Genomic DNA, 22603 nt, shown 5'->3' with positions numbered 1-22603 from the left:
CCTAGAGCGCCTGCTCCGGGGCGTTGTCGTACCGGCCGGCGAACCAGGACCGTACCGCCCGCGTGTGCAGGGGGAACGCCAGCTCGGCCGGGGCCCGCAGCAGATGCCAGCCCGTGGTCTCGTCGGTGACCACGGACGCGGGCAGCTCGGCGACGGGGCGTTGCGGCAGCAGCGCGAAGATCAGCAGATGGCCGTCCGGCGCGCTCATGGCGTCGGCCAGCCGTACGTCCCGCTCGTCGGCCTCGATGCCGGTCTCTTCCCGCAGCTCGCGTACGGCGGCGTGCCGCCAGTCCTCGGCGTGGTCGATGAAGCCGCCGGGGAGGGCGACGTGGCCGCGCCGGGGCTCGATGGTGCGGGTGATGACGACGAGGGCGGTGCCCCGTTCGTCGGTGACGGGCAGCAGGGTGACCGCGACCGGCAGGGGATTGCGGTAGGCGGTGGCGCCGCAGACGTGGCAGTGGCGGGGCCAGCCGACGCCGGCCGGGTACGGCGCGCCGCAGCTGTCGCAGTGCGAGTACTTCACGGAGCGGTTCTTGAGGTCGGCCACGCGCGGACTGTAGCCGATCACCCTTTCCCGGGCGCCGGGGAACTGATAGACGGTGTGCCCATGACACGACTCGCTTCCGCACTCCGCGCGCTGGCCGCCACCGCGGCCGCCCTGCTCGCCGTGACCGCCGCAGCCCCGGGGGCGTCCGGCGTGAGCCAGGGCTCCCGGACCGCCGGACCCTCGGCACCCGAGGAGTTCGTGGCGCTGCCGACCGTGGCACCGACGATCATCCACGACATGCGCTACATCACCCCGCACAACTTCATGGGCGAGCGGGTCGACGGTTACGACCAGCCGCTCTGCATCCTCACGCGCCCGGCGGCGCGGGCCCTTCAGCGGGCGCAGTGGAAGCTGCTGCGGCAGGGCTACTCGCTCAAGGTGTACGACTGCTACCGCCCGCAGCGGGCGGTCGACCACTTCGTCCGCTGGGCGAAGGACCTGGAAGACGAGACGATGAAGCCCGAGTTCTATCCGCGGGTCGACAAGTCGAGACTGTTCACCGACGGCTACATCGCCGAGAAGTCCGGGCACAGCCGTGGCAGCACGGTGGACCTGACGATCGTGAAGCTGCCGGCCAAGCCCACCCGGCCGTATGTGCCCGGCGAGAAGCTGGTCCCCTGCTACGCGCCGCAGGATGAGCGGTTCCGGGACAACTCCGTAGACATGGGCACCGGTTACGACTGCTTCGACACCCTGTCGCACACCGACGATCCGCGCGTCCGGGGTGAGCAGCGGGCGAACAGGCAGCTCCTGAAGAGCACGCTGGCCGATGTCGGCTTCACCAACCTCCCCGAGGAGTGGTGGCACTTCACCCACAAGCCGGAGGTCTTCCCCGACACCTACTTCGACTTCCCGGTGTCCTGGCGCTCGGTCGCCGGTCACTGACGACGGGGGACGATCAGCCGTGAACGGCCGGCCGGGACCACCCCCGTGGGCTCCGGCCGGACCGCTCACTACTCTCGGACGCACGAAGCCCGTTTTCGGTTCTCCTCCTGCCCGTTTCGGGTTCCGGGCGGAGCCGTTACGGTGCCCGTATGGCAACGGAGACACCGGCGACATACGAGTCGTACGACGAATTCTGGCCCTACTACGTGGCGATGCACTCCCGCGCGGCCACGCGTTGGGTGCATCTGACGGGGACTCTGACCGGCCTCGCGGTGAGCGTCTACGGGCTGGCGCGCGGCCGGAAGCGGTACGCGGCGGCGCTGCCTTTGATCGGCTACGGGACGGCCTGGCCCGCGCACTTCTTCATCGAGAAGAACAATCCCGCGAGTTTCGGGCACCCCGCGTGGTCGCTGCGCGGCGACGTGCAGATGATCCGGATGATGCTGGCGGGACGCGATGCCGAGCTGGCCGAGATCGCCGCGAAGTGGCTCGCCGAGAACCGGTGAGCCGCTGAACCGGCGGGTCGCTGGCCACTGGTCCGCCGAACCGGTGTCCCGCCGACGGACACGCCGTGTCCGCACGGGCGGGAGGGCCGGGGCGGGCGGCAGTCGGAGCCGTACGCCGAAGACTCACGGCCCGTACCCCTGTCGGTGGGGGTGCGGGCCGTGTTCCGTCCGTACGGTCGTCAGTGGCCCCGCGGGGCCCGTCCTTGCGGGCGTCAGGTGGTGACCGCGGGCTCGCGCTGCTTCCGGGCGCGGATCATCGCGTGTTCCACGACCGCGACCAGAACGTCCTTCACGGACTCGCGGCTGCGCGCGTCGCACATCAGCAACGGCACCTCCGGGTCGAGATCGAGCGCCGTGCGGATCGTCTCGGCGGGGAAACGGGCGGCGTCCTCGAAGCAGTTGACGGCGACGGCGAAGGGGATGTCCCGCCGCTCGAAGTAGTCGACCGCCGCGAAGGAGTCCTCCAGCCGGCGGGTGTCGGCCAGGACGACCGCGCCGAGCGCGCCCTGGGCCAACTCGTCCCAGAGGAACCAGAAGCGGTCCTGGCCCGGCGTACCGAACAGATAGAGCACCAGGTCGTCGCGGAGCGTGATCCGCCCGAAGTCCATGGCGACCGTGGTGGTGGTCTTGCCCTCGATGCCCGCGATGTCGTCGACGGGCCGGCCCGCCTCGGTCAGCAACTCCTCGGTGCGCAGCGGTTTGATCTCGCTCACCGCGCCCACGAGGGTGGTTTTGCCCACCCCGAAGCCGCCGGCCACCAGGATCTTCAGAGTCACCGGCTCGATCGGCCGCTGTCCACGGCTAGAGCGCCCGAAGACCATTGATCACCTCGCGGAGAATGTTCACGTCCGGCAGCTCGGCCGGCGGAACGGGACGGGTTACGTGCACCAGTTCGTTCTCGACCAGGTCCCCGACGAAGACCCTGACCACCCCTACGGGGAGGTCGAGGCCCGCGGCGAGTTCCGCGATCGACTGGGGGCTGGCTCTGCAGAGTTCGACTATCTCCACATGCTCGGGAGACAGTGTCCGGTCACCGGAGGGGTCGTCGGCGGCCGGCGCCGGGATGACGATGGCGATCAGGTCGAGCCGGTGCCGGGTCGCGCTGCTGGTCCGGCCGCGTGTCATGGCGTACGGGCGCACCACTGGTCCGGCGTCTCCGTCGAACCAGTGCTTCGGATCCTCGCCTGCTTGACTCATGACATTCAACTACCCTGCGGCGGGCTGTCCGGCGCGTGGTGCGGCACCGAGGTGGACGCCGACGCGCTTGACCATGAGCGTCATCTCGTAGGCCACCTGGCCGACGTCGGAGTCGGAGTCGGAGAGTACGGCGAGGCAACTGCCGTCGCCCGCCGCCGTCACGAAGAGGAAGGCGTCGTCGAGTTCGACGACGGTCTGGCGGACCTTGCCCGCCTCGAAGTGCCTGCCGACGCCCTTGGCCAGGCTGTGGAAGCCGGAGGCGACGGCGGCGAGATGCTCGCCGTCCTCGCGGGTGAGATCCTTGGACGTTCCCGTGGCGAGACCGTCCCCGGAGAGGACGATCGCCTTACGGATGCTGCCGACCCGTTCCACCAGCTCGTCCAGGAGCCAGTTGAGGTCGCCCGGAACGGATCCGCGGCGTGTGGAATCGGATGATGCGGCTTTCGGTGCGGTCATCGACCGTCCCCCTCCGGTGTCGTTCCTGTGGTGTCGCCGGGGCCGTTGATGTCCTCGGTGCCATCGGTGTCTTCGGCGTTGTTCTGCTGACGGCCACGCTGCCAGCCCCGTTGAAGGGAAGCCATACGGTTGCGGACCTCGACCGCGTCCCGCTCGTAGTCCCGCTCCGTCGCCTCGGCCGGCGGCGCCTCGACGTCCTCGCGTACGGCGTCCTTCAGCTGGGGCGCGAGGCTCGCCTGGCGGACGCGCCGGGGAAGGCCGCCGAGCGGGGCGGGAGAGCCGTTCTCGTCGGGTGTCACGGCGGCGGCTCCCTCGGGTGTGGGCGTCACAAGGCGTGAGGCGGGAGCGGGCGGTGTGGGTTCGGCCGGTGAGGGCTCGGTCGCCGGGTGGGCGCCGCCCCGCTCGTCCAGGCGCCGCCCGTGGTCGGCGACCAGCTTCGGGGTCTTGCGGCTGCGGCGGGGAAGCTGCTCCGGGAAACCGAGCGCGTCGGCGTCGTCGCGGCCCGCGCGGCCCTGCGGGCCGTCGTGGTCCGCTGCCTGGCGGTGCTGCTCGTGGAGGTCCGCGACGCCGGGTCCGCGCGGTTCACGCGGCAGGCCCGCATCGCGCCCGCGGCTGCCGCGGCCGGTGTCCCGCAGGTGTTCACGGGCGCGGAAGACTCCGCCGCGCTCGCTCTCCGTGTCGTCCAGATCGGCGCTGCCGAGGTCACCGAGGTCGCTGACCGCGTCGACGCTGTCGGCGCCCGGGGGCCGTTCCTCGAATTCCCGGCCGGTGAGCGGCGGTTCGAGCTCGATGGGCCCGTCGAGCACGGAGCGGGTTCCGGTGAGTCCGGTGGGAACCTGCGACAGCGAGGCGAGCCTGCCGTCGGCGCGCCCACGGCCGTTCTCGGCCATGAGGTTCTGCCGGTCGAGCCTGAATCCGGTGCCCTGCGTCTCGGGCGCCTCGGTGAGCAGCGCGGCCGGCAGGAACACGATCGCGGTGGTGCCTCCGTACGGAGACGGCTGGAGGGACACCCGGACGTTCTGCCGCTGCGCGAGCCGGCTGACGACGAAGAGGCCGAGGCGGTCGGTGTCGGAGAGTTCGAACTCGGGTGTCTCCGCGAGCCGCAGATTCGCGTCGAGGAGGTCGTCGGAGTTCATCCCGAGGCCGCGGTCGTGGATCTCCAGTGTGAAGCCGTTGGCGACGCGTTCGCCGTGGACCTGTACCGCCGTGTGCGGGGGCGAGAACACCGTCGCGTTCTCCAGAAGTTCGGCGACGAGGTGGGTGAGGTCGGCGACGGCGGGGCCGCCGACACCGATCCGCGGCAGCCTGCGCACCTCGACGCGCTCGTAGTCCTCGACCTCGGCGACCGCGGCCCGTACGACGTCCATGAGCTGGACGGGCTTGCGCCACTGGCGGGACGGCGCGGCGCCGGAGAGGATCACCAGGCCCTCGGCGTGGCGTCGCATGCGGGTGGTCAGGTGGTCGAGGCGGAACAGGTCGGCGAGTTCGTCCGTGTCCTCGGTGCGGCGCTCCATGGTGTCCAGGAGCGTGAGCTGGCGGTGGAGCAGGACCTGGTTGCGGCGGGCGAGGTTGACGAACACCTCGGAGACGCCGTGTCGCAACTCGGCCTGCTTCACGGCCGCTTCGACGGCGGCGCGCTGGAGCGTGTTGAGTGCCTGGCCGACCTGGCCCAGCTCGTCGCGCTCGTAGTCCAGTCGCGGGGCTTCCGTCTCGACGTCGACCTGCTCGCCCGCCGCGAGGCGCCGCATGACGCTCGGCAGTCGGACGCCGGACACCTCGTGGGCCTCCTTACGGAGGCCGGACAGGTCGCGGATGAGGCTGCGGCCGACGCGTACGGAGACGATCAGGGAGACCAGCAGCGCGAGGAAGCCGAGGACGCCGGCGATTCCGGCCAGTACGAGGACGTTGAACCCGGCCGGTTCGACCCGGTCCTGGTAGCGCTCGTCGGCCGCCTCGCCCTCGCGGGCGAGGCTTTCGAGCACCGGGTTGGTCATTTCCTGCCAGCGTGCGGCGTCCACCGACGCCGGGTCCTTGCCGGGACCGGCGGTGATGAGCTGTTCCTCCGCCTCGCGGAGCGGCTGGGTGCCGGGGCCGCCCCAGTACTGCTCGAAGATCTCGCGCTCCGCGGCGGGCAGGACGTCGAGGTTGATCTCGTAGAGCAGGGTGCGGTTGGCGACCAGGTCGGAGATCAGCCGGATCTCGTCCGAGGTGGTGCGGCGTGTGATGAGCGCGGAGACGACCAGCGCGTCCTGACGGGAGAGCATCTCCTGGGCGCGGTCCACGCCGACCAGGGCGCGGGCCTGCTTGTCCAGCTCCACGTCCTCCAGGGCGTGCAGCGTCGACAGGAAGTTGTGGCAGGGGTCGACGAGCCTGTTGTAGAAGTCGAGCGCCTGGCCCCGGGTGACGGTGCTCTTCTCGACGGAGCGGCGCAGCGCGCCGAGGCCGTCGAGCGCGTCGGTGAGCGAGGTCAGCCGTGCCGAGGTGGTGTCGCTCATCTCGTCGCGGACCGACGGGTTCTCGGCGTTCGCCTTGATCTTGGTGACGGCCCGGTCGGTGGCCGCGCGCTGTCGGCGCAGCTCGGCGAGCGAGTCGGAGTTGCGGGGGTCGGCGAGGTAGATGAGGGTCTGGCGGCGTTCCTGCTGGATCACCCGAACCGTGTTCTCCACCGGGTCGCCGACCTTGTCGATGATGTAGGCGACGTCGAGGAGCTGGTTGGCCTCGCGGCCGGTGAGTGTGGTGGCGAATGCCCACAGGGCCGTGAGGGAGACGAGCGGCACAAGGAGCAACGCCACGATCTTCCGGCGGATGGACTTCCCGCGAAAGCGCATGGTCTCCCCCAGCTCGACCTTCCACCCGATGTGGAAGCCGTCTTCGTCAGAATCGACAACCTCGTCAACAAACGGCGCGAGCCTACTACTGCCACACCGGCAACTCGAAGACATGTCCGGGCGATTTTCAGCCCCACCCAGGCGAGTTGAGCACGAGTTGTCCCGGTATTCATGGAGATGACTTTCGCCGCTGTGGCGCACAGTACCTGGCGGGGCGTCACTTTTCGCAATCTTCTCGATGGCCGGAACTGTACGCCCGCGGGAATCTTCCTGATCTGTCGGTCGTCTATGTGTATGGGTACTGACGTACGGAAGTACCGGCTCAGGGTAGGGAATTCGGGGCGAGGGACGGGGCGGGCGGTGGGCGCTGTTTGCGCTGTCCGCCACACATTGGGTGCCATGGTTCGCGTGAAGCGGCCGGCGCCGGGCAGTCACCCTGATGTCGGACAGTGGTGGGGAGTTACGGTCCATGAATACGAAGTCGGACACGGAAACAGCGACGAAGGCAGGCAAGAAGGCACAGGCACGTACGGCGGGACGCGGAAGCGGGGACGGGGACGCCGCCACGCGGGCGCCCGCGGAGGTCGAGGTCGAGCTGCCCGCCCCGCGAGGTACGGGCCTCTCGCGGCGGCTCTGGGTGGAGGAGCCCGCGATACGACGCCGGATGCCCGACCCGGTGCGGACGGCGGCGGTGCGCGCCGTGATCATCGCGTCGCTGACGCTGATGCAGGCGATGGTGGCGTTCTTCTCCACGCTCGCGGGCTCGTGGCTGGCCTTCCCCATGGTGCTCAGCAGCGTGGCGAGCACGGTGGTGGCGACGTGGGGGGTGCTGGACGTGTGGGTGACGCGTCAGGTGTGGAACCAGCGCAACGGCGTGGTGTCGGTGCCGAGCAGCACGGCGCGGCAATTGCGCCGGGAGCGCCGCCGGGCCAGGCGCATGGCGCGGGCGGCGGAGCGTGACGGCGCGCGGATACGACGCCGGGGCGCCGGCAGGCTCTCCGAGGCCTGAAATCCCGCGCCCCGGCGGCCGTTCGGGGACGAATGTCTATTGAGCCTGTGGGGGGCCGGCCGGCGCTTCGGCGGCCGGCTCTCCGTCGGTTGCCGGCCCCTCGGCGGCCGGCGTCGCGGCGGTTGCCCCCGTCATGGGGGCAGCCGCCGCGGTCTGGGAGCGTTTGAACATGCGCGTCGCCGTGATCTCGCCGTGCACCGTCTCGCCGTCCGGGTCCTGTTGGGGAAGTCCCGGTCGCAGATGCTCCTCGACGCTGATGTATTTCAGGCCGGCCCGCAGGTCCGCGTCGTTGCGCAGGCGGATCACCAGAGGGAATTCGGCCAGTGCCGTCGTGTCGAAGAGGCCGGTCGTGTAGAGGAGTTGGACACCGAGGGCGTCCGAGACGGCGCGCTGGAGCTCCAGCAGGTACGTGGCGTTGGCGCGGCCGATCGGATTGTCCAGGAAGAGCGTGCCGGCGTGCCGGTGCTTGTCCCGGCCCCGGTCGTTGCTGCGGAGCGCGGCCATCGTGCAGTAGAGGGCGATCGCGGCGGTGAGCAACTGGCCGCCGGAGAAGACGTCGCCCATCTGTCCGACCGGGACGCGCTCCGCGCGCAGCACGGCGTCCGGCTTGAGGATCTCGACGGCGATGCCCTTGGGCTGGAGAGCCGCCTGGACCCCGCGCAGCAGCAGGGACATCCCGTCCCGGCGGAGGTCGGAGTTCTTCTTCAGGGCGGCGCGGGTGGCCTCGTCGACGACCTCGCCGAGCCGTTCGGTGAGGGTCGCCTGGTCGGGTTCTTCGAAGCGGATGCGGAGGAATTCCTGGCCGGACCACTCCCCCAGGCCTTCGGGAAGCCGGGAGAGCCGCTGCGCGGAGCGCAGGGTCGTGAGCGCCGATTCCACCAGTCCGCGCAGCCGGTCGACGATGGAGTCGCGGTTGCGTTCCAACTGCTCCAGTTCGTCGGTGAGCACGCGCAGTCGGGGCGCGAAGGCGCCGGCCCACTTCGCGGCGTGGTCCGGCAGCGCCGCCGCAGGCAGTTCACGGATCTGCTGGCGGGCCGGGGTGCGTACCTGCTCGTAGCGGGTGGAGTTGGCGTGCCGTACGAGAACGTCGCTCGCTTCCCGGACGGCGGCCTCGGCGGCGGCCAGGTCCGTGGCGCAGCCGCGCAGCGAACGCCGGGTCTCGGCGGCGGCGTTCCGGGCCTCTTCGATCGTCCCGGGGTACGGCTCCGGTTCGTCGGGTGTCTCGTCGTTGTCCTCGTGGGCCGAGCCCCTGAGCAGGTCGCCGAGGAGGGCCGCGGTGTCGTCGAAGCCGCCTGTCGCGTCCTCGGCGGTGCGGTGGGCGTGCAGCAGCTCGCTGTGCGCGGCGCGGGCGGTGTCCAACGCGTCGGTGCGGGTGGCGAGTTCGTTGGTGGCGGTGCGCAGCAGGGCCTGTGCCTGTTCCACGTCGGCGGGGGCCTGGCTCTCGGGCAGGTCCGTGTGCGCCTCGCCCTCGGCGGGTGCGAGGCGCTCGGCCTCGCCGCGCAGCCGGCCCAGCTGCTCGCTGGCGGCCGACGCGCGTGACTCCAGCATCTGGACGAGGGATTCGGCGCGGGCCGCCGCGGCCTGCCGGGACGGCCCGTCGGCGCCGTCCGTGCTCCCCAGGAGCTGGGCGGCGCGGGTGCGGACCTTGTTGCTGAGCCGGTCCAGTTCGGCGAGGGCCGCGCCTTCGTCGCTCTCGGCGTGGGCCTGTTCGGCGCGCAGGTCGGCGCCGACGCCGACCTTCTCGTACAGCTGCGAGGCGGCGCGGTACGCCTCGCGCAGCGCGGGGAGGGCGGTGCGCGGCGCGTCCCCGTCGGGCTCGGGCAGGTTCTCGGGGGCGCCGGCGATCTCGGCGCGTTCGGCCCGCAGGGCACGGGCCGTACGGCGGGCGTCGTCGGCGGCGCGCTGGGCGGCGCGGCGGTCCTCGTCGGCGGCGCGGGCCCGGTCGAGGCAGGCGGTGGCGCGGGCTTCGGCCTCGGCGGCGTCGTCGGCCAGGGCGCGGAGCTTGACCTGCCAGCCGGCCCGTTCACGCAGCCGGAAGGCGAGGCCCGCGAGTGCGTCGGCGACGCGGCGGGCGCGCTGGGCGGCCTCCTGGCGTTCGTCGCGCACCCGGGCGGTGTCGGCGGCGGCTTCGTCCGCCTCGGTCCGGACCGTGCGGGCCTCGGCGAGTTCGGCCCCTGCCGCCCGCGCCACCTCGTCGGCCGCGTGTGCGGTCTCGGCGAGTTCGGCGAGCCTGCCGGGGGCGCAGGTGGACCGCCAGGAGCCGAGGCGCGCGGCGATGGCCCGGTCGGCGGAGAGCCGGGCGGACAGGGTGCGGATCTCCTCGTCGCGTGCGGTCGCCTTGGTACGCAGGGACTGGCGTTCGGCGTCGGCGGCGTGTTCGTCGTGCATCGCGGGGTTGGGCGGGACGAGGAAGACGCCGGTGTCCTCACCGCCGGCCGCCGCACCGTGCGGGCCGGGGCTCGGTACCGGGGCGAGCAGCGCCGCGGCCGTGCCCACGGCGACGGCCGAGCGCGGCAGGAGGGCGGCGCCGGAGAGGACTTCGCGGGACCTCGCGTGCGAGGCGGGTTCGGTGATGACGACGCCGTCGACCAGCTCGGGCCGGGCGGCGAGGACGGCGGCGTGGTCGGCGGGGTCGACGGCCTGGGCGAGGTAGCGCCAGCCGGGGAGTGCGGGGATGCCGTGTTCGCCGAGGTATTCGACGGTGGCCAGCACGTCGGGGCCCGGCGGCAGCAGTCCGCCGTCGCCGAGTGCGCCGAGGATGCGGGAGTCGTCGGCGGCGGCCGTACGCAGGTCGAACAGCTGGCGCTCGGCGGCGACGACGCCCTGGTCGAGGAGTTCGCGCAGTTCGTCGGCGTACCGGTCCAACTCCTCGGCGGTGAGGGGGCCCTGACCGGTGGGGTGCGGCGCTGTGGCGCCGCGCGGGCCGGTGGCTTGCGGGCCGGTGGCGTGCGGGTCCGCGCCGTCGGTTCGGGACGGCTGCCCGACGGCGGTTCCGGTGCCGGTGCCGTCGCGGCGCTTCGTACCTCCGGAGCCTCCAGGGCCTCCCGAGGCTCCTGAGCCCGGCTCCGAGGCCGTGCCGGTCCCCGCGCCCGCCGAGGGACCGCTCGCGCCGTCCGGGCCGCCCTGGGCGGCGCTGCGCGGCTCCGGGACGCCCGCTCGTGCGGGGGCGCCGGGCAGGCCGAGCAGTTCGGTGAGGCGTTCCTCCTCGGCGATGGACTCGGCGGTACGGCGCTCCGCCTCGTACTCGTGCTCGGCGGCGCGGGCGGCGTCGACGGCGCGGGCCGCGGACAGTTCGGCGCGGGACTCGGCCGCCGCCGCGTCCCTGGCCCGGTCCGTCGCCGCGCGCGCGGCGTCCCTGGCCGTGTCCCAGGCGGCGACCGCGGACTTCTCCGCGTCGCTCGCGGCGAGCGCGGCGCGTGCGGGGTCGGCGTCGGGGGCCGTGTCGTCGAGCCAGCCGGCCCGTACCGCCTCGGCGGTCTCCTGCTCGACCTCGGTGAGCCGCTGGCGCAGATGACCGGTCTCGCTGCGGGCGCGCTGCGCCTCGGTGGCTGCGGCTGTCGCGTCGCGGTGCGCGGCCTCGCCGACCTCCTGGAGTGCGGCGGAGCGCTCCTCCTCCTCGTTGGCCAGGCTCTCGCCGTCGGCGGCGGCGGAGTGCAGGGCGCGGACGAGGTCGGCGGCGGCGGTTGCGCGGGCGGCCAGGGCGGGCGCCGCGTCGCGTTCGGCCTCGCGGATCGCGACGGCGACGCGCGCCGAGCGGTCGGCGGCGGCGCGGTGCCGCAGGACGTTCTCTGCGGCCTGCCAGGCGGAGTGGAGCGTACGGGCGTCGCTCAGCTCCCGCCGCTGGGCCGCGGCGGCCTTCTCGGCGACGGTGAGGGCCAGGGAGGCGTGCCGGTAGGCCAGTTCGGCGGCGATGAGCGCGCTGCGGCCGCGGGCTCCGTCCGCCTCGGTGACGGTGTGGGCCGCGGCGGTGACCTGCTGGGCGAGGTCGCCCACGCGGTCCCGCTCGACTCCGGCGCGGGCGGTGAGCCTGCGCGCGAGCGTGCGGGTGCGGCGCTCGGCGCCGGCGTGGATGTCGCGGGCCCGGGACCGGGAGTCGGCGGCGTCGACGATGCGGCCGAGCAGATCGACCGAGCCCGCCGTGAAGTCCCGCTCGGCGGTCAGCTCGGCGCGGCGGCCCAGTTTGTTGCCGAAGCCGCCGACAAGGTCGGCGAGCCCGTCCGTGTCGCGGGTGTCGGTGACGGCGCGCAGCAGCAGATCGGTGAAGTCGGAGTCCTTCTTCACCGCGAAGAGACCGGCGGCCTCGCCCTCGTCCGCGTTCATCTCCCGCTGGTAGCGGAAGAGTTCGGGGTCGAGACCCAGATCTCCGAGATGCTCGATCCAGCGGTCGTGGATCTCCTCCCAGTACACGTCGAGGTGCGGATACGCCTTGCCCGCCTCGGTGATGGCGTCCCGGAACCCCTTCATGGTGCGGCGCCGGCCCCGCGCGCCGGAGACACCTTCCACGGGCCGCCGGACGGCGGTCGACTCGGCGACCGGCAGCGAGTCGAGGCTGAGCCCGGGGCCCGGCCGGAAGGAGTACCAGGCCTCGGCGAACTTGCGCGGGTCGTTGGACACCTGACGGCCGCGCCATTCGCTGGCCTTGCCGACCACGACCAGCTCACCGGTGAGGGTGTGCTGCCATTCCAGGGCGACATGGCCGCAGTCGTCGGCGAGCAGGAACTTGCGCAGCACGCCGGAGCTGGCACCGCCGAGGGTGTTGCGGTGGCCGGGCAGCATCACCGAGAAGATCAGCTTGAGCAGTACGGACTTGCCGCCGCCGTTCTCCAGGAAGAGCACACCGGCGGGGGCCGGGCGGCGCGGCGGGCCGACCGGCTCGTCCTCGAAGAACTCCGCCTGGGTGGGGGCGGGGTGGGGCACCGGCTCGCCGACTCCGCGCAGGTCGAGCACGGTGTCGGCGTAGCGCGCACCGGCAGGCCCGATGGAGTAGAGGCGGACCCGGGACAGCTCGTACATGGCGGCGGACTCTCGTCGTGGTCAGGACCGGATGAAGACCGGCGAGTGGGGGCTGGGTGGGGGCGGGGGCTGCGGGCCGCTCAGGAGTGGAACGGCAGTCCGGCGTCGGCGACCAGGTCGAGGTCGTCCGGGTCGGGTGGGGGGAGCAGCGTGGCCGATCCGTCGGTGACCGGTACGACGCCCAGGGCGAGCAGTTCGGCCATGGCGGCGCTGCCTGCCATGTCGCGGACCTGGAGTTGGTAGCGGGCCGTGGTGCGGTACGCGCCCCCGGCGTCGTCGCCGGTGCGGTGCAGGAACCCGGAGTCGGTGAGGAAGGCCATGGCCTTGCCGATGATGCCGGTGGTGGAGCCCGCGAGGCGGCGCGCGTCCTTGGTGGCGCCGGTCGCGCTGCGGCGCGCGTAGATGCGCCAGGCCGATTCGAGGCCGGGGGCGTCCGTCTCGGGGTCGGTGTTCTCGCCCTGTTCCTCTGCCTGTTCCTCCAGTCTGCGGCAGGCCTGCCGTACGAAGGCGTCGACGCCGTTGACGGTGATCCGGCCGATGTAGCCGTCGTCGGCGAGGTCCTCGGGGCGGGGGAATGCCATGGCGGCGACGGCGAGATGGGCGAGGCCGTGCAGGAATCGATCGGCGGAGTCGGTGGAGGCGCGGCGGGCGTAGTCGCCCATGCGGACGGCGAACACGGAGTCCTCGCCCGCCGTCACGGCCATCCCCGCGCGGGTCGAGACTTCGAGGACGACGAGTCCGAGGCCGGTGGCGACCGCGTCGGACAGCCGCGCGAAGGCCGGCTCGTCGCGGTAGCGGCGCAGCAGGTCGGCGTATTCGGCGTCGCGCGCGGGCAGCAGTTTGGGCTGGAGCCCGAAGGACACGAGGCGGGCGGCGTCGGCCGCGTCGGCGGGGGTGACGCCGCCGCCCTGCGCGGGGGCGGACGCGCGGGCCGTCTCCGTGCTGCCCGGCTCGCTCCACGCGGCGGCGTGCTCTGCCTGGTGGTCGCTCACGGCCGCTGCTCCTTGCTGAGGGTCGTTCTGTTGAGGGTGATTCGGGTTTTGCTGGCGGTCACGGTGGGCGTCATGCCGCCTCCGTACGGTCGGCGGTCATGCCCGCGGCGTCGAGGAGAGCCATGCCCACTATGAGATCGGCCCCGCCGAACTCCGGGTCGTCGAGGGGCGTTCCGTCGTCCACGGCGAACAACAGCCGCTCCTCGCCCTGCCGGTAGGCCGTACCGACCGGCGGACTGGCCGCGTGGACGGCGAGCAGCGCGACCAGATAGGGCAGGTCGGGATCGCGGCGGCGGGCCTCGGCGAGCAGGCCCGAGAGCCTGCGTGGCGCGTCGTGCTCCAGGTCGAGCAGCTCCATCGCGCTCGCCAGCTGCTCCTCGCTGAAACGGCTGTCGTCGGGTGTCGCGATCAGATCGGGTTCGGGCATCTCCGCGCCGAGGTGTTCGCGCTCCACGGGAGGGGTGAGCAGCAGATCCACGAGGTCGCCCACCCGCACGGAGGCGGGCGTGCGCAGGCCGGTGCCGCGGGCGAAGAACGCGTCGGTGACCCGGCTCGCCCGGTCGACCGGCAGCGGGAGGAGCGGGGCGACGAGTTGGCCGTACAGATCGAGCCCGGTCCGCGTGGTGGGTCCGGCGAACGCCTGGCGGTCCTGCTCGGCGCGGAACAGCGGGCCGGCCTCCAGCAGCCGGGACTGGAGCTGGGTGTGTCTGCGGATGCAGTCCTTGACGATGTCGACCAGTTCGGCGGCGCGCCGCTTGTGCTCGGCCGTCTTCGGGTCGGCGCCGGTCTCCGCCTCGTCACGTGACTTGCGGATGTTGTTGAGGATGGCGTTCTCGTGGCGGTAGCGGTCGGCGACATGGTCGAGTGCCTCGTCGATCATGTCGGGCACGGCGTTGAGCCAGTCGACCGCGCGGACGTTGCGCCGGGTCGCCTCCAGGGTTCTGCGCAGCGTTTCCGCGTACTGCACGGTGCGGTACCGGGCCTGCTCGGCGGCGAGTTGGGCGTCGGCGAGCCGCCCCCTGTTGATCAGTACTTCCAGTTTGACCTCGGCGGCGATCTGCGCGCTGGTGACGTCCGTGTCCAACGCGCCCACCAGCACGTTCACCGCTTCGTCGGTGGTGCGCAGATAGACGCTGCCGCCGTGGCCGGGGACTTCCTCGATCAGTTTGAAGTCGTAGTCGCGGCGGGTGTAGACGCCGTCGGCGCCGAACGTGCCGTACACGGCGCGGAATCCGCGGTCGACGCTGCCGACGTTGATCAGGTTCTCCAGCACCCAGCGGGCGACCCGCTCGTGCTCGGTGACCGGGCGGTGCGGTGCCTGGGCAGCGACGCGCGGCAGGAGTCTGGCCACTATCTGCTCGTGGTCCGCGCCGGTGTCGAAGTCCATGTTGAGCGTCACGAGGTCGATCGCCGAGAGCGCGACCTCCGCCATCGCGTAGACGGAGTACTCGCCCGCCAGATTGGCCTTGCGGGTGTCGAGGTCGTGCAGCGGCGCGGTGCACGCGAGCGCGCGCAGCCGCCGCGCCAGCCCTTCGTCGGCGGCCGGGCCCTGGGCGAGCCGCGGCCCCGCGCTGAGCTGGGGCGGAACGGGGTCCGTCGAGGCAGGCGAAGTCACGCTGAACAGATTAGGTCCTCGGACCGACAACGGTCGAAACGACGCAGAAGCCCCAGCGGCCTCCGCGGGTGGGCGGGCAGAGCGCCGCCCGCCCACCGGCCCGCCGTGCCGGGCGAGTTCAGCGCGGTGGCGACGGTGGCGTTCCGTATCCCCCGCCGCCCGGGGTGCGCAGCACCAGCACATCGTCCACGGCCACGTCGACCGAGTCGACCCCCTTCAGCGCCGTACGCGTCCCGTCGGCCAGTTCCACCTCGTTGCCGCCCAGTTCGCCGGTCCCGCCGCCCGCCATTCCGTACGGCGGCACGGTGCGGTGCCCGGTCAGCAGCGTCACCGTCATGGGTTCCAGGAAGCGGATGCGGCGTACGACTCCGTTCCCGCCGGTCCAGCGGCCACGGCCGCCGCTGCCGTCCCGGACGGCGAATCCGTCGACCCGCACCGGGTAGCGCCATTCGAGCACTTCGGGGTCGGTGAGGCGGGAGTTGGTCATATGGGTCTGGACGGCGTCGGCGCCGTCGAAGCCCTCCCCCGCGCCCGATCCACTGGCCACCGTTTCGTAGTACTGGACCCGTTCGTTGCCGAACGTGAGGTTGTTCATCGTGCCCGAGCCCTCGGCCTGGACGCCGAGCGCCGCGTACAGCGCCCCTGTCACGGCCTGCGAGGTCTCCACGTTGCCCGCCACCGTCGCCGCCGGGAAGGCCGGCGAAAGCATCGAGCCGTCCGGCACCCGCACGTCCAGCGGCGCCAGACAGCCGCTGTTGAGCGGGATGTCGTCGGCGACCAGTGTCCGGAAGACGTACAGGACGGCCGCCATCACCACGGATTTGGGCGCGTTGAAGTTGCCCTCCTGCTGAGGCGAGGTGCCGGTGAAGTCCACGACCGCGCCGCGGGCCTCGCGGTCGACGCGCACGGCGACCTCGATGACCGCGCCGTTGTCGGTCTCGTAGCGGTACGTCCCGTCGCTCAGCCCGGCGATGATGCGGCGTACGGACTCCTCCGCGTTGCGCCGTACGTGCCCCATGTAGGCGTCGACGACGTCGTGGCCGAACTGCTCGGTCATACGGCGCAGTTCGGCGATGCCCTTCTCGTTGGCGGCGATCTGGGCGCGCAGGTCGGCGAGGTTGGTGTCCGGGTCGCGGGAGGGGTACGGCGCGGTGGCGAGCAGTTCGCGGGTCTCGGCCTCGCGGAGCCTGCCGTCGCGTACGAGGAGCCAGTTGTCAAAGAGCACGCCCTCCTCGTGGATGGTCCGGCTGAAGGCGGGCATCGAACCGGGCGTGATGCCGCCGATCTCGGCGTGGTGGCCGCGCGAGGCGACCAGGAAGCGCAGCCGTTCGCCCTGTTCGTCGAAGACGGGCGTCACCACCGTCACATCGGGCAGATGGGTGCCTCCGTGGTAGGGGTCGTTGACCGCGTACACGTCGCCGGGGCGGATCGAGCCCTCGTCGCGCTTCAGCACCTCCTTGATGGACTCGCCCATGGAACCGAGGTGGACGGGGATGTGCGGCGCGTTGGCGATCAGGTTGCCGTCGGCGTCGAAGAGGGCGCAGGAGAAGTCGAGCCGTTCCTTGATGTTGACGGAGTGGGCGGTGTTCTCCAGCCGTACGCCCATCTGCTCGGCGATGGCCATGAAGAGGTTGTTGAAGACTTCGAGCAGTACGGGGTCCACGTCGGTGCCCGCAGCGACCCTGGTGGGGCGGGGGCGTACCCGGGTCAGGAGCAGATGCCCGAGGTCGCCGACCGCCGCCTGCCAGCCCGCGTCCACCACGGTCGTCGCGTCGTCCTCGGCGATCATCGCGGGGCCCGCCACGGTGTCGGTGGGCCGCAGGTCTCCGCGCCGCAGGAGCGGACAGTCGCGCTCGGTGCCGTCGACGAACATCCGTACCTTCGCGGGCCGTACGGACCCGTCGTCGCCTTCCACGGAGGTCGACTCGGCCGCGTACGTGCCGTGCGACGCGGCCTTCCCGACGGCTTCGACCGACACGGCCTCCACCACCAGGGGCTTGTCCATGGTGAAGGCGTAGCGCGAGCGGTGTTCCTTCTCGAAGGCCGTCTTCATCTCGGCGGCGCCGCCGAGGGGCACCGCGAGGCTCGCGTCCGTTCCGGCGTACCGGAGCAGCACGCGCGCGTGGGTGGTGATCGCGGCGTCCGGGACGGAGTCGGCGCGCAGTTCGGCGCGGGTGCGCTCGGCGAGGGCGGCGCACAGTTCGCGCACCCGGCCGATCGTGCCGCCGTCACCGTCACCGCGATCACCGTCACCGTCGCCGTCGGCACCGCCGTCTTCCGGGGCGCCGTCGCCGAGTTCGGCCTCCACCGACTGCTCCCGCATGGCGGTGGCGTCGGCGAGCCCGATGCCGTACGCGGAGAGGACCCCGGCGAGCGGGGGCACGATCACCGTGTCGACGCCGAGCGCGTCCGCGACGGCGCACGCGTGCTGGCCGCCCGCGCCGCCGAAGCTGGTGAGGGCGTAGCGGGTGATGTCGTGGCCGCGCTGCACGGAGATCTTCTTGACGGCGTTGGCCATGTTCAGCACGGCGATCTCCAGGAAGCCGGCGGCGACTTCGGCCGGTTCGCGCCGTACGCCGGTGGCCTTCTCGACCTCGCGGGCGAGCGCGGTGAAGCGCTCACGCACCACGTCGGCGTCCAGCGGCTGGTCGCCGTCCGGTCCGAACACGGCGGGGAAGTGGTCCGGCTGCACCCGGCCGAGCATCACGTTGGCGTCGGTGACGGTGAGCGGGCCGCCCCGGCGGTAGCAGGCGGGGCCGGGCACGGCGCCGGCGGAGTCGGGGCCGACGCGGTAGCGCTGGCCGTCGAAGTGGAGCACGGAGCCGCCGCCGGCCGCCACGGTGTGGATGTTCATCATCGGAGCCCGCATCCGGACCCCGGCGACCTGTGTGCCCAGTTCGCGCTCGAACTCGCCCGCGTAGTGCGAGACATCGGTCGACGTGCCGCCCATGTCGAAGCCGACGACGCGGTCGTGGCCCGCCTGTCCGGAGGTACGGGCCATGCCGACGACACCGCCGGCCGGTCCGGACAGCACGGCGTCCTTCCCACGGAAGTGCGCCGCCTCGCGCAGCCCTCCGTTGGACTGCATGAACATCAGCCGGATGTCGCGGAGTTCGGAGGCGATCTCGTCGACGTAGCGCCGCAGGATCGGGGAGAGATAGGCGTCCACGACGGTGGTGTCGCCGCGCGGTACCAGTTTGATCAGCGGGCTGACCTCGTGGGAGGAGCTGACCTGGGTGAAGCCCGCCGCGCGGGCCGCTTCGGCGACGGCGATCTCGTGATCGGGGTGGCGGTAGCCGTGCACGAGGACGACGGCGGCGCTGCGGAAGCCGTCGTCGTACGCCTCCCGCAGCCGCTCGGCGACGGCTGCCGTGTCCAGCGGCCGAACGGTGGCACCGTGCGCGTCGACGCGTTCGGGCACCTCGATGACGCGCTCGTAGACCGCCTCCGGCAGCACGATGTGACGGTCGAAGAGACGGGGCCGGTTCTGGTAGGCGATCCGCAGGGCGTCGCCGAAGCCCTCGGTCACGAGGAGGACGGTCGGCTCACCACGGCGCTCCAGCAGTGCGTTGGTGGCGACGGTGGTGCCCATCTTGACGACGTCGACGCGGTCGGCGGGCACCGGATCGTCCGGTGCCACGCCGAGCAGCAGCCGGATCCCGGCCACCGCGGCGTCGTCGTACTGCTCCGGGTTGTGCGAGAGCAGCTTCCGTGTGACGAGACGTCCGTCGGGCCGCCGCCCCACCACGTCGGTGAAGGTGCCGCCACGGTCGATCCAGAATTCCCAGCGCCCAGTCATTCCCCCATTCTCGCAAGCGGACGGGTCGGCGGCAGGGCTGTCAGCGCACGGGAGAGCGCGTGCTCGGCGCGCAGATCGAGACGGGTGGCGGTGCCGCGCGCCCAGTGGCGCATCTCGCCGCCCGCCAGCCACAGCAGTTCGGGCAGCAGATCGGTGCTTCTGCGCACCATCCAGCCGGTGCCCGCCGTGGCCAGCCAGAGCAGCGCCTCCGTCCGGGTGGGCGGCGGCCGTTCGGGCTCCTGGGGCGGTGGCGGGCCCAGTGTCAGACCGCGCGCGGTGAGCATCGCGTGGAACCGCGCGGCGATCATCCGGTGGCCGCGTTCGCCGGGGTGCAGCCGGTCGGGGCTCCACAGGGAACGATCGGCGACCCACGCCGGGTCGGCGGCGTGCAGATGGACGGCGCCGTACCGCGTGGAGAGCGCGTGGACGAGGGTGTTGACCGCGCGCTGTCTGCGCGCGAGGGGTCTGGCGAGCGGCGCGGGCAGGCCGAGCATGATGCCGGGGTCGGGGAGGCAGGCGGTGAGCAGGACGGTGCCGCGCGCCGTGAGGGCGGCGCACACCTCGTCGAGGTCGCGGGCGACGGAGGCGATGTCGAACGCACGGCGGAGGGTGTCGTTGACGCCGACGACCACGGAGGCGATGTCGGGGCCGAAGGCGAGGGCGGCGGGGGTCTGTTCCGCACGGACGTCACGGGTCAGGGCGCCGCTGGTGGCGAAGTTGCGGAAGGGGGCGGCGGGTTCGGCCCGGGTGGCGGGGGCGGCGGACCCCGGCGGTGCGCAGGCCGTCGCGCCCGCCGGGGTGAGCGCCCCGGCGAGCAGTACCGCCCAGCCGCGCCAGCCGCCCTCGACGCGGTCCCCGACACCCGCGGTGAGGGAGTCGCCGAGCGCGGCGAACCGCAGCGGCCTCGGTACGGAGGTCTCCACGGCGGGAGCGGCTTCGGTCGGCGCCCCGGCGTTCGCGTACACGGTCATCGCGCGCCCCCGCCGGGAGGACGCGCCGGCGATACGGCCACGGACGGCTGCCCCACGGACGGCTCCGGCGACACCGTCGCCGAGGCCGCGACCATGGGCGAGGCGGATGAGACGGGCGGCAGCCTGACGGGCGTCGCGGGCGCCGCCGGCACCTCCGTGACAGAGCTCGCGGATGCCTCGTGGACCGCCAGGAAGGCCGCCACCGCGCGGTCCCACCCGAAGAGTTCGGCCCGCGCCCGCGCGGCGGCCCGCCGGGCGGCCTCCGGGCGGTCGAGGAGTTCTCGTACGGCGTCGGCGTACGCGCCCGGTGTGTCCGTCGCCGTGCCGCCCGCCGCGCCCAGGATCTCCGGGAGGGCCGACGACGCGCTGGCGACGACCGGGGTACCGCAGGCGAGTGCCTCCAGCGCGGACAGGCCGAACGTCTCGGCCGGACCGGGCGCCAGGCAGATGTCCGCGGCGGCCTGGAGGTCCGCCAGCTCCTCCCGGTCGCCCACGTGCCCGAGGAACACCACGGGCAGCCGCCGTTCGCGCGCCCGGCGCGCCAGCGCGGCGGCCAGCGGGCCGTCCCCGGCGACCACCAGCGCCGCCTTCACTCCCTGGGCGCGCAGCGCGGCGAGGGCGTCGAGCGCCGCGGCCGGGCGCTTCTCCACGGACAGCCGCGAGCAGAGCAGCAGCAGGACATCGGCCCCGCGCGCGTACCTGGCGCGCAGCGCCTCGCGGCGCCGGTCCGGCCGGCAGCGCAGCAGGTCGACACCGAGCGGCGCGCGCACCACGTTGCGCGCGCCGATCCGGACGAACTCGCGCTCGGCCCACTCGGTGGTGCACACGATCCGTGAATACGACCACGCGCTGCGGCGGTTGAGCCGGTCGGCGGCGCGTCCGGCCGCCACGGCCGGTACGCCCCACGTGCGCAGCACACCGTCGGCGGTCTCGTGGGACACCATGACGGCGGGGATCCGGTTGCGCCGTGCCCACTCCCCCGTCCACCGCAAGGTGGTGCGGTCGGAGACCTCCAGGCGGTCGGGGGCGAGGCTTTCGAGCAGGGCGCTCAGGCGTCGGCGGTCGGTCAGCACCCGGTAGCCGCCGGTGCCCGGCAGCACCGCTCCGGGCAGGGTGATCACCCGCCCCTGTGACGTGCGTTCGTCGCTCGGACGCTCGCCGGGGACGATCAGGACCGGTTCGTGCCCGGCGGCCAGGTAGCCCGAACCGAGCTCCTGGAGGGCGGTCCGCAGGCCGCCGGAGGCCGGGGTGACGAAGTTGGCCAGCCGCACGATCCGTATGCCGCGGGAGGCGGCGTCCGTGCCGCTCATGCGACCACGGCCGTGCGCTCGCCGAGTACCTCGGCGTAGTGGTCGAGCAGTTGGTCGCCCACCACGGCCCATGTCCTGCCCTCGACCGTGGCCCGCGCCGTGCTTCCGTAGGAGGCTCGCAGTTCCGGGGCGGCCTGGAGGTTCCGGACGGCGTCGGCGACGGCCCGCGCGTCGTGGGGCGGCACCAGCAGCCCGGTACGGCCGTGGTCGACGAGGTCGAGCGGTCCGCCCGCCGCCGGGGCGACCACGGGTGTGCCACTGGCCATGGCCTCCTGGACGGTCTGGCAGAACGTTTCGTACGGCCCGGTGTGCGCGAAGACGTCGAACGAGGCGAAGATCCGCGCCAGTTCGTCCCCGGTCCGGCGGCCGAGGAACACGGCGCCCGGGAGCGTCGCGCGCAGGGAATGCTCGCTCGGCCCGTCCCCGACGATCACGACCCGCACGCCGGGCAGCTCGCAGACTCCGGAGAGGAGTTCGACGTGCTTCTCGGGCGCCAGCCGGCCGACGTATCCGACGATCAGCTCGCCGTTGGGCGCGAGGGAGCGGCGTAGTTCCTCGTCGCGCAGCTCGGGCCGGAACCTGACGGTGTCCACGCCGCGCGGCCAGAGCCTGACGCGCGGGACGCGGTGTTCTTCGAGGTCCTTCACGGCGGCGCTGGACGGCGCGAGCGTGCGGTCCGCCGCGCTGTGCACGGCGCGCAGCCGCCGCCAGGCCGCCGCCTCGCCCGCGCCCATGTAGGTGCGGGCGTAGCCGGCGAGGTCGGTCTGGTAGACGGCGACGGCGGGTATTCCCAGCCGTGCGGCTGCCGCCATGCCGCGTACGCCGAGGACGAACGGCCCGGCGAGGTGCACGAGATCGGCCCCGTGCGCCGCGAGGGTCGCGGCGACCCGACGGCTGGGCAGGGCTACGCGTACCTGGGGATAGCCGGGCAGGGGCAGGGAGGGGACGCGCACCACGGGGCACGGTGCGTCGGAGTCGTTGGTGCGGGGAGAGGCGGAGAGGGACGGGGAGCCGGAGGGGGACAGGGAGCCGGAGGGGGACAGGGAGAGGGAGGCGGTCCCGGCGCCCGCGAATGCCGCGGACGACGAGGCCGGTGCGATGACGAGCGGGTCATGGCCGCGGGCGACGAGGTGCCGGGCGGTCTGGAGGGCGCAGTGCGCCACGCCGTTCACATCGGGCGGGAAGGATTCGGTGACGATGACGACACGCATACCCGTGTTGTCGCCGTACCGAGGGTGGTCCCGCCAACGTGGATCTTTCCGCGTGGGAAACGTCCCGTGAGCATTGGTGTTTCCGGGGCCCGAGCGGAACTTCGGCCGCTGTGCAACCGTTCGCGCCCCTGATCAAAACCGGAGTGCGCCGGGCGGTTCATCTGCTGGAGTCCGTACGGCCATGCCCGCCCGGTAGAAGCCGCCGACGCCCGGAAGCACGCTCGCGTGGACCCCCGCCCGGTCTGCCCCGGGCGGGGGGCGTTG

General features: G+C 72.9%; 15 protein-coding genes. 3 read left to right on the top strand and 12 right to left on the bottom strand.

Translation table 11 applies throughout. The annotated features are described in order from the left end of the window. Position 1 precedes the first annotated feature (1 nt). The gene (locus ACFWHU_RS35950) at positions 2 to 547 is read right to left on the bottom strand and encodes an NUDIX domain-containing protein (RefSeq protein ID WP_387230315.1); all 546 of its coding nucleotides are present in this window, start codon (positions 545 to 547) and stop codon (positions 2 to 4) included. A gap of 60 nt (positions 548 to 607) precedes the next feature. On the opposite strand from ACFWHU_RS35950, the gene ACFWHU_RS35945 reads away from it, so the two are divergent. Together ACFWHU_RS35945 and ACFWHU_RS35940 are read left to right on the top strand one after the other, a co-directional pair. After that, positions 608 to 1432: a M15 family metallopeptidase gene (locus ACFWHU_RS35945; protein WP_387230313.1), complete on the top strand. Its 825-nt coding sequence runs from the start codon at positions 608 to 610 to the stop codon at positions 1430 to 1432. Positions 1433 to 1581: 149 nt separating this feature from the next. Then, positions 1582 to 1938 carry a DUF962 domain-containing protein gene (locus ACFWHU_RS35940; RefSeq protein WP_078078404.1) on the top strand — a complete coding sequence of 119 codons (357 nt, stop codon included), beginning with the start codon at positions 1582 to 1584 and terminating at the stop codon, positions 1936 to 1938. A 212-nt stretch (positions 1939 to 2150) separates the two neighbouring features. Here ACFWHU_RS35940 and ACFWHU_RS35935 read toward each other — a convergent pair whose 3' ends face one another. Genes ACFWHU_RS35935 through ACFWHU_RS35920 form a run of 4 tightly spaced genes read right to left on the bottom strand, consistent with a single transcriptional unit; the run spans position 2151 to position 6419 of the window. Further along, entirely contained in the window at positions 2151 to 2759 is a 609-nt protein-coding gene (locus tag ACFWHU_RS35935; protein WP_385802011.1) for an ATP/GTP-binding protein, read from the bottom strand. After that, entirely contained in the window at positions 2740 to 3135 is a 396-nt protein-coding gene (locus ACFWHU_RS35930; RefSeq protein WP_385802009.1) for a DUF742 domain-containing protein, read from the bottom strand. Before ACFWHU_RS35930 ends, ACFWHU_RS35935 begins: the two co-directional genes overlap by 20 nt. Before the next feature lie 9 nt (positions 3136 to 3144). Then, entirely contained in the window at positions 3145 to 3591 is a 447-nt protein-coding gene (locus ACFWHU_RS35925; RefSeq protein ID WP_385802007.1) for a roadblock/LC7 domain-containing protein, read from the bottom strand. Beyond that, positions 3588 to 6419, bottom strand: coding sequence for a nitrate- and nitrite sensing domain-containing protein (locus tag ACFWHU_RS35920; protein WP_387230310.1), 2832 nt, complete (start codon positions 6417 to 6419; stop codon positions 3588 to 3590). The genes ACFWHU_RS35925 and ACFWHU_RS35920 overlap by 4 nt, the downstream gene beginning before the upstream one ends. A gap of 469 nt (positions 6420 to 6888) precedes the next feature. On the opposite strand from ACFWHU_RS35920, the gene ACFWHU_RS35915 reads away from it, so the two are divergent. Continuing rightward, complete coding sequence (locus ACFWHU_RS35915; RefSeq protein ID WP_385802003.1) at positions 6889 to 7428, top strand: hypothetical protein; 540 nt, start codon at positions 6889 to 6891, stop codon at positions 7426 to 7428. 36 nt (positions 7429 to 7464) lie between these two features. Here the strand turns inward: ACFWHU_RS35915 and ACFWHU_RS35910 are convergent, their stop codons facing one another. The 7 genes from ACFWHU_RS35910 to ACFWHU_RS35880 form a co-directional block, all read right to left on the bottom strand. Then, positions 7465 to 12441 (bottom strand): hypothetical protein, encoded by a 4977-nt coding sequence (locus ACFWHU_RS35910; RefSeq protein ID WP_387230307.1) that lies wholly within the window; start codon positions 12439 to 12441, stop codon positions 7465 to 7467. Between the two features lie 80 nt (positions 12442 to 12521). Beyond that, positions 12522 to 13433 (bottom strand): hypothetical protein, encoded by a 912-nt coding sequence (locus ACFWHU_RS35905; RefSeq protein WP_387230305.1) that lies wholly within the window; start codon positions 13431 to 13433, stop codon positions 12522 to 12524. A gap of 70 nt (positions 13434 to 13503) precedes the next feature. Further along, positions 13504 to 15048 carry a hypothetical protein gene (locus ACFWHU_RS35900; protein WP_387230303.1) on the bottom strand — a complete coding sequence of 515 codons (1545 nt, stop codon included), beginning with the start codon at positions 15046 to 15048 and terminating at the stop codon, positions 13504 to 13506. 118 nt (positions 15049 to 15166) lie between these two features. Next, the gene (locus tag ACFWHU_RS35895) at positions 15167 to 18847 is read right to left on the bottom strand and encodes a hydantoinase B/oxoprolinase family protein (RefSeq protein ID WP_387230301.1); all 3681 of its coding nucleotides are present in this window, start codon (positions 18845 to 18847) and stop codon (positions 15167 to 15169) included. After that, positions 18844 to 19818, bottom strand: coding sequence for an SGNH/GDSL hydrolase family protein (locus tag ACFWHU_RS35890; RefSeq protein ID WP_387230299.1), 975 nt, complete (start codon positions 19816 to 19818; stop codon positions 18844 to 18846). Before ACFWHU_RS35890 ends, ACFWHU_RS35895 begins: the two co-directional genes overlap by 4 nt. Beyond that, positions 19815 to 21128, bottom strand: coding sequence for a glycosyltransferase (locus tag ACFWHU_RS35885; RefSeq protein WP_387230297.1), 1314 nt, complete (start codon positions 21126 to 21128; stop codon positions 19815 to 19817). Before ACFWHU_RS35885 ends, ACFWHU_RS35890 begins: the two co-directional genes overlap by 4 nt. Then, on the bottom strand, positions 21125 to 22339 hold the full coding sequence (locus ACFWHU_RS35880) for a glycosyltransferase family 4 protein (RefSeq protein WP_387230295.1): 1215 nt from the start codon (positions 22337 to 22339) through the stop codon (positions 21125 to 21127). The genes ACFWHU_RS35885 and ACFWHU_RS35880 overlap by 4 nt, the downstream gene beginning before the upstream one ends. Between the last annotated feature and the right edge of the window lie 264 nt (positions 22340 to 22603).

Origin of the sequence: Streptomyces sp. NPDC060366 (assembly GCF_042725135.1) — a bacterium.
Taxonomy (GTDB): Bacteria; Actinomycetota; Actinomycetes; order Streptomycetales; family Streptomycetaceae; genus Streptomyces.
This window is presented reverse-complemented; position numbering and strand designations above follow the sequence as displayed.

Coding starts and splice junctions, on each gene's coding strand:
- ACFWHU_RS35930 (WP_385802009.1), bottom strand. CDS start 3,135: ATGAGTCAAGCAGGCGAGGATCCGAAGCACTGGTTCGACGGAGACGCC.
- ACFWHU_RS35885 (WP_387230297.1), bottom strand. CDS start 21,128: ATGAGCGGCACGGACGCCGCCTCCCGCGGCATACGGATCGTGCGGCTG.
- ACFWHU_RS35945 (WP_387230313.1), top strand. CDS start 608: ATGACACGACTCGCTTCCGCACTCCGCGCGCTGGCCGCCACCGCGGCC.
- ACFWHU_RS35925 (WP_385802007.1), bottom strand. CDS start 3,591: ATGACCGCACCGAAAGCCGCATCATCCGATTCCACACGCCGCGGATCC.
- ACFWHU_RS35920 (WP_387230310.1), bottom strand. CDS start 6,419: ATGCGCTTTCGCGGGAAGTCCATCCGCCGGAAGATCGTGGCGTTGCTC.
- ACFWHU_RS35910 (WP_387230307.1), bottom strand. CDS start 12,441: ATGTACGAGCTGTCCCGGGTCCGCCTCTACTCCATCGGGCCTGCCGGT.
- ACFWHU_RS35915 (WP_385802003.1), top strand. CDS start 6,889: ATGAATACGAAGTCGGACACGGAAACAGCGACGAAGGCAGGCAAGAAG.
- ACFWHU_RS35880 (WP_387230295.1), bottom strand. CDS start 22,339: ATGCGTGTCGTCATCGTCACCGAATCCTTCCCGCCCGATGTGAACGGC.
- ACFWHU_RS35940 (WP_078078404.1), top strand. CDS start 1,582: ATGGCAACGGAGACACCGGCGACATACGAGTCGTACGACGAATTCTGG.
- ACFWHU_RS35895 (WP_387230301.1), bottom strand. CDS start 18,847: ATGACTGGGCGCTGGGAATTCTGGATCGACCGTGGCGGCACCTTCACC.
- ACFWHU_RS35935 (WP_385802011.1), bottom strand. CDS start 2,759: ATGGTCTTCGGGCGCTCTAGCCGTGGACAGCGGCCGATCGAGCCGGTG.
- ACFWHU_RS35890 (WP_387230299.1), bottom strand. CDS start 19,818: ATGACCGTGTACGCGAACGCCGGGGCGCCGACCGAAGCCGCTCCCGCC.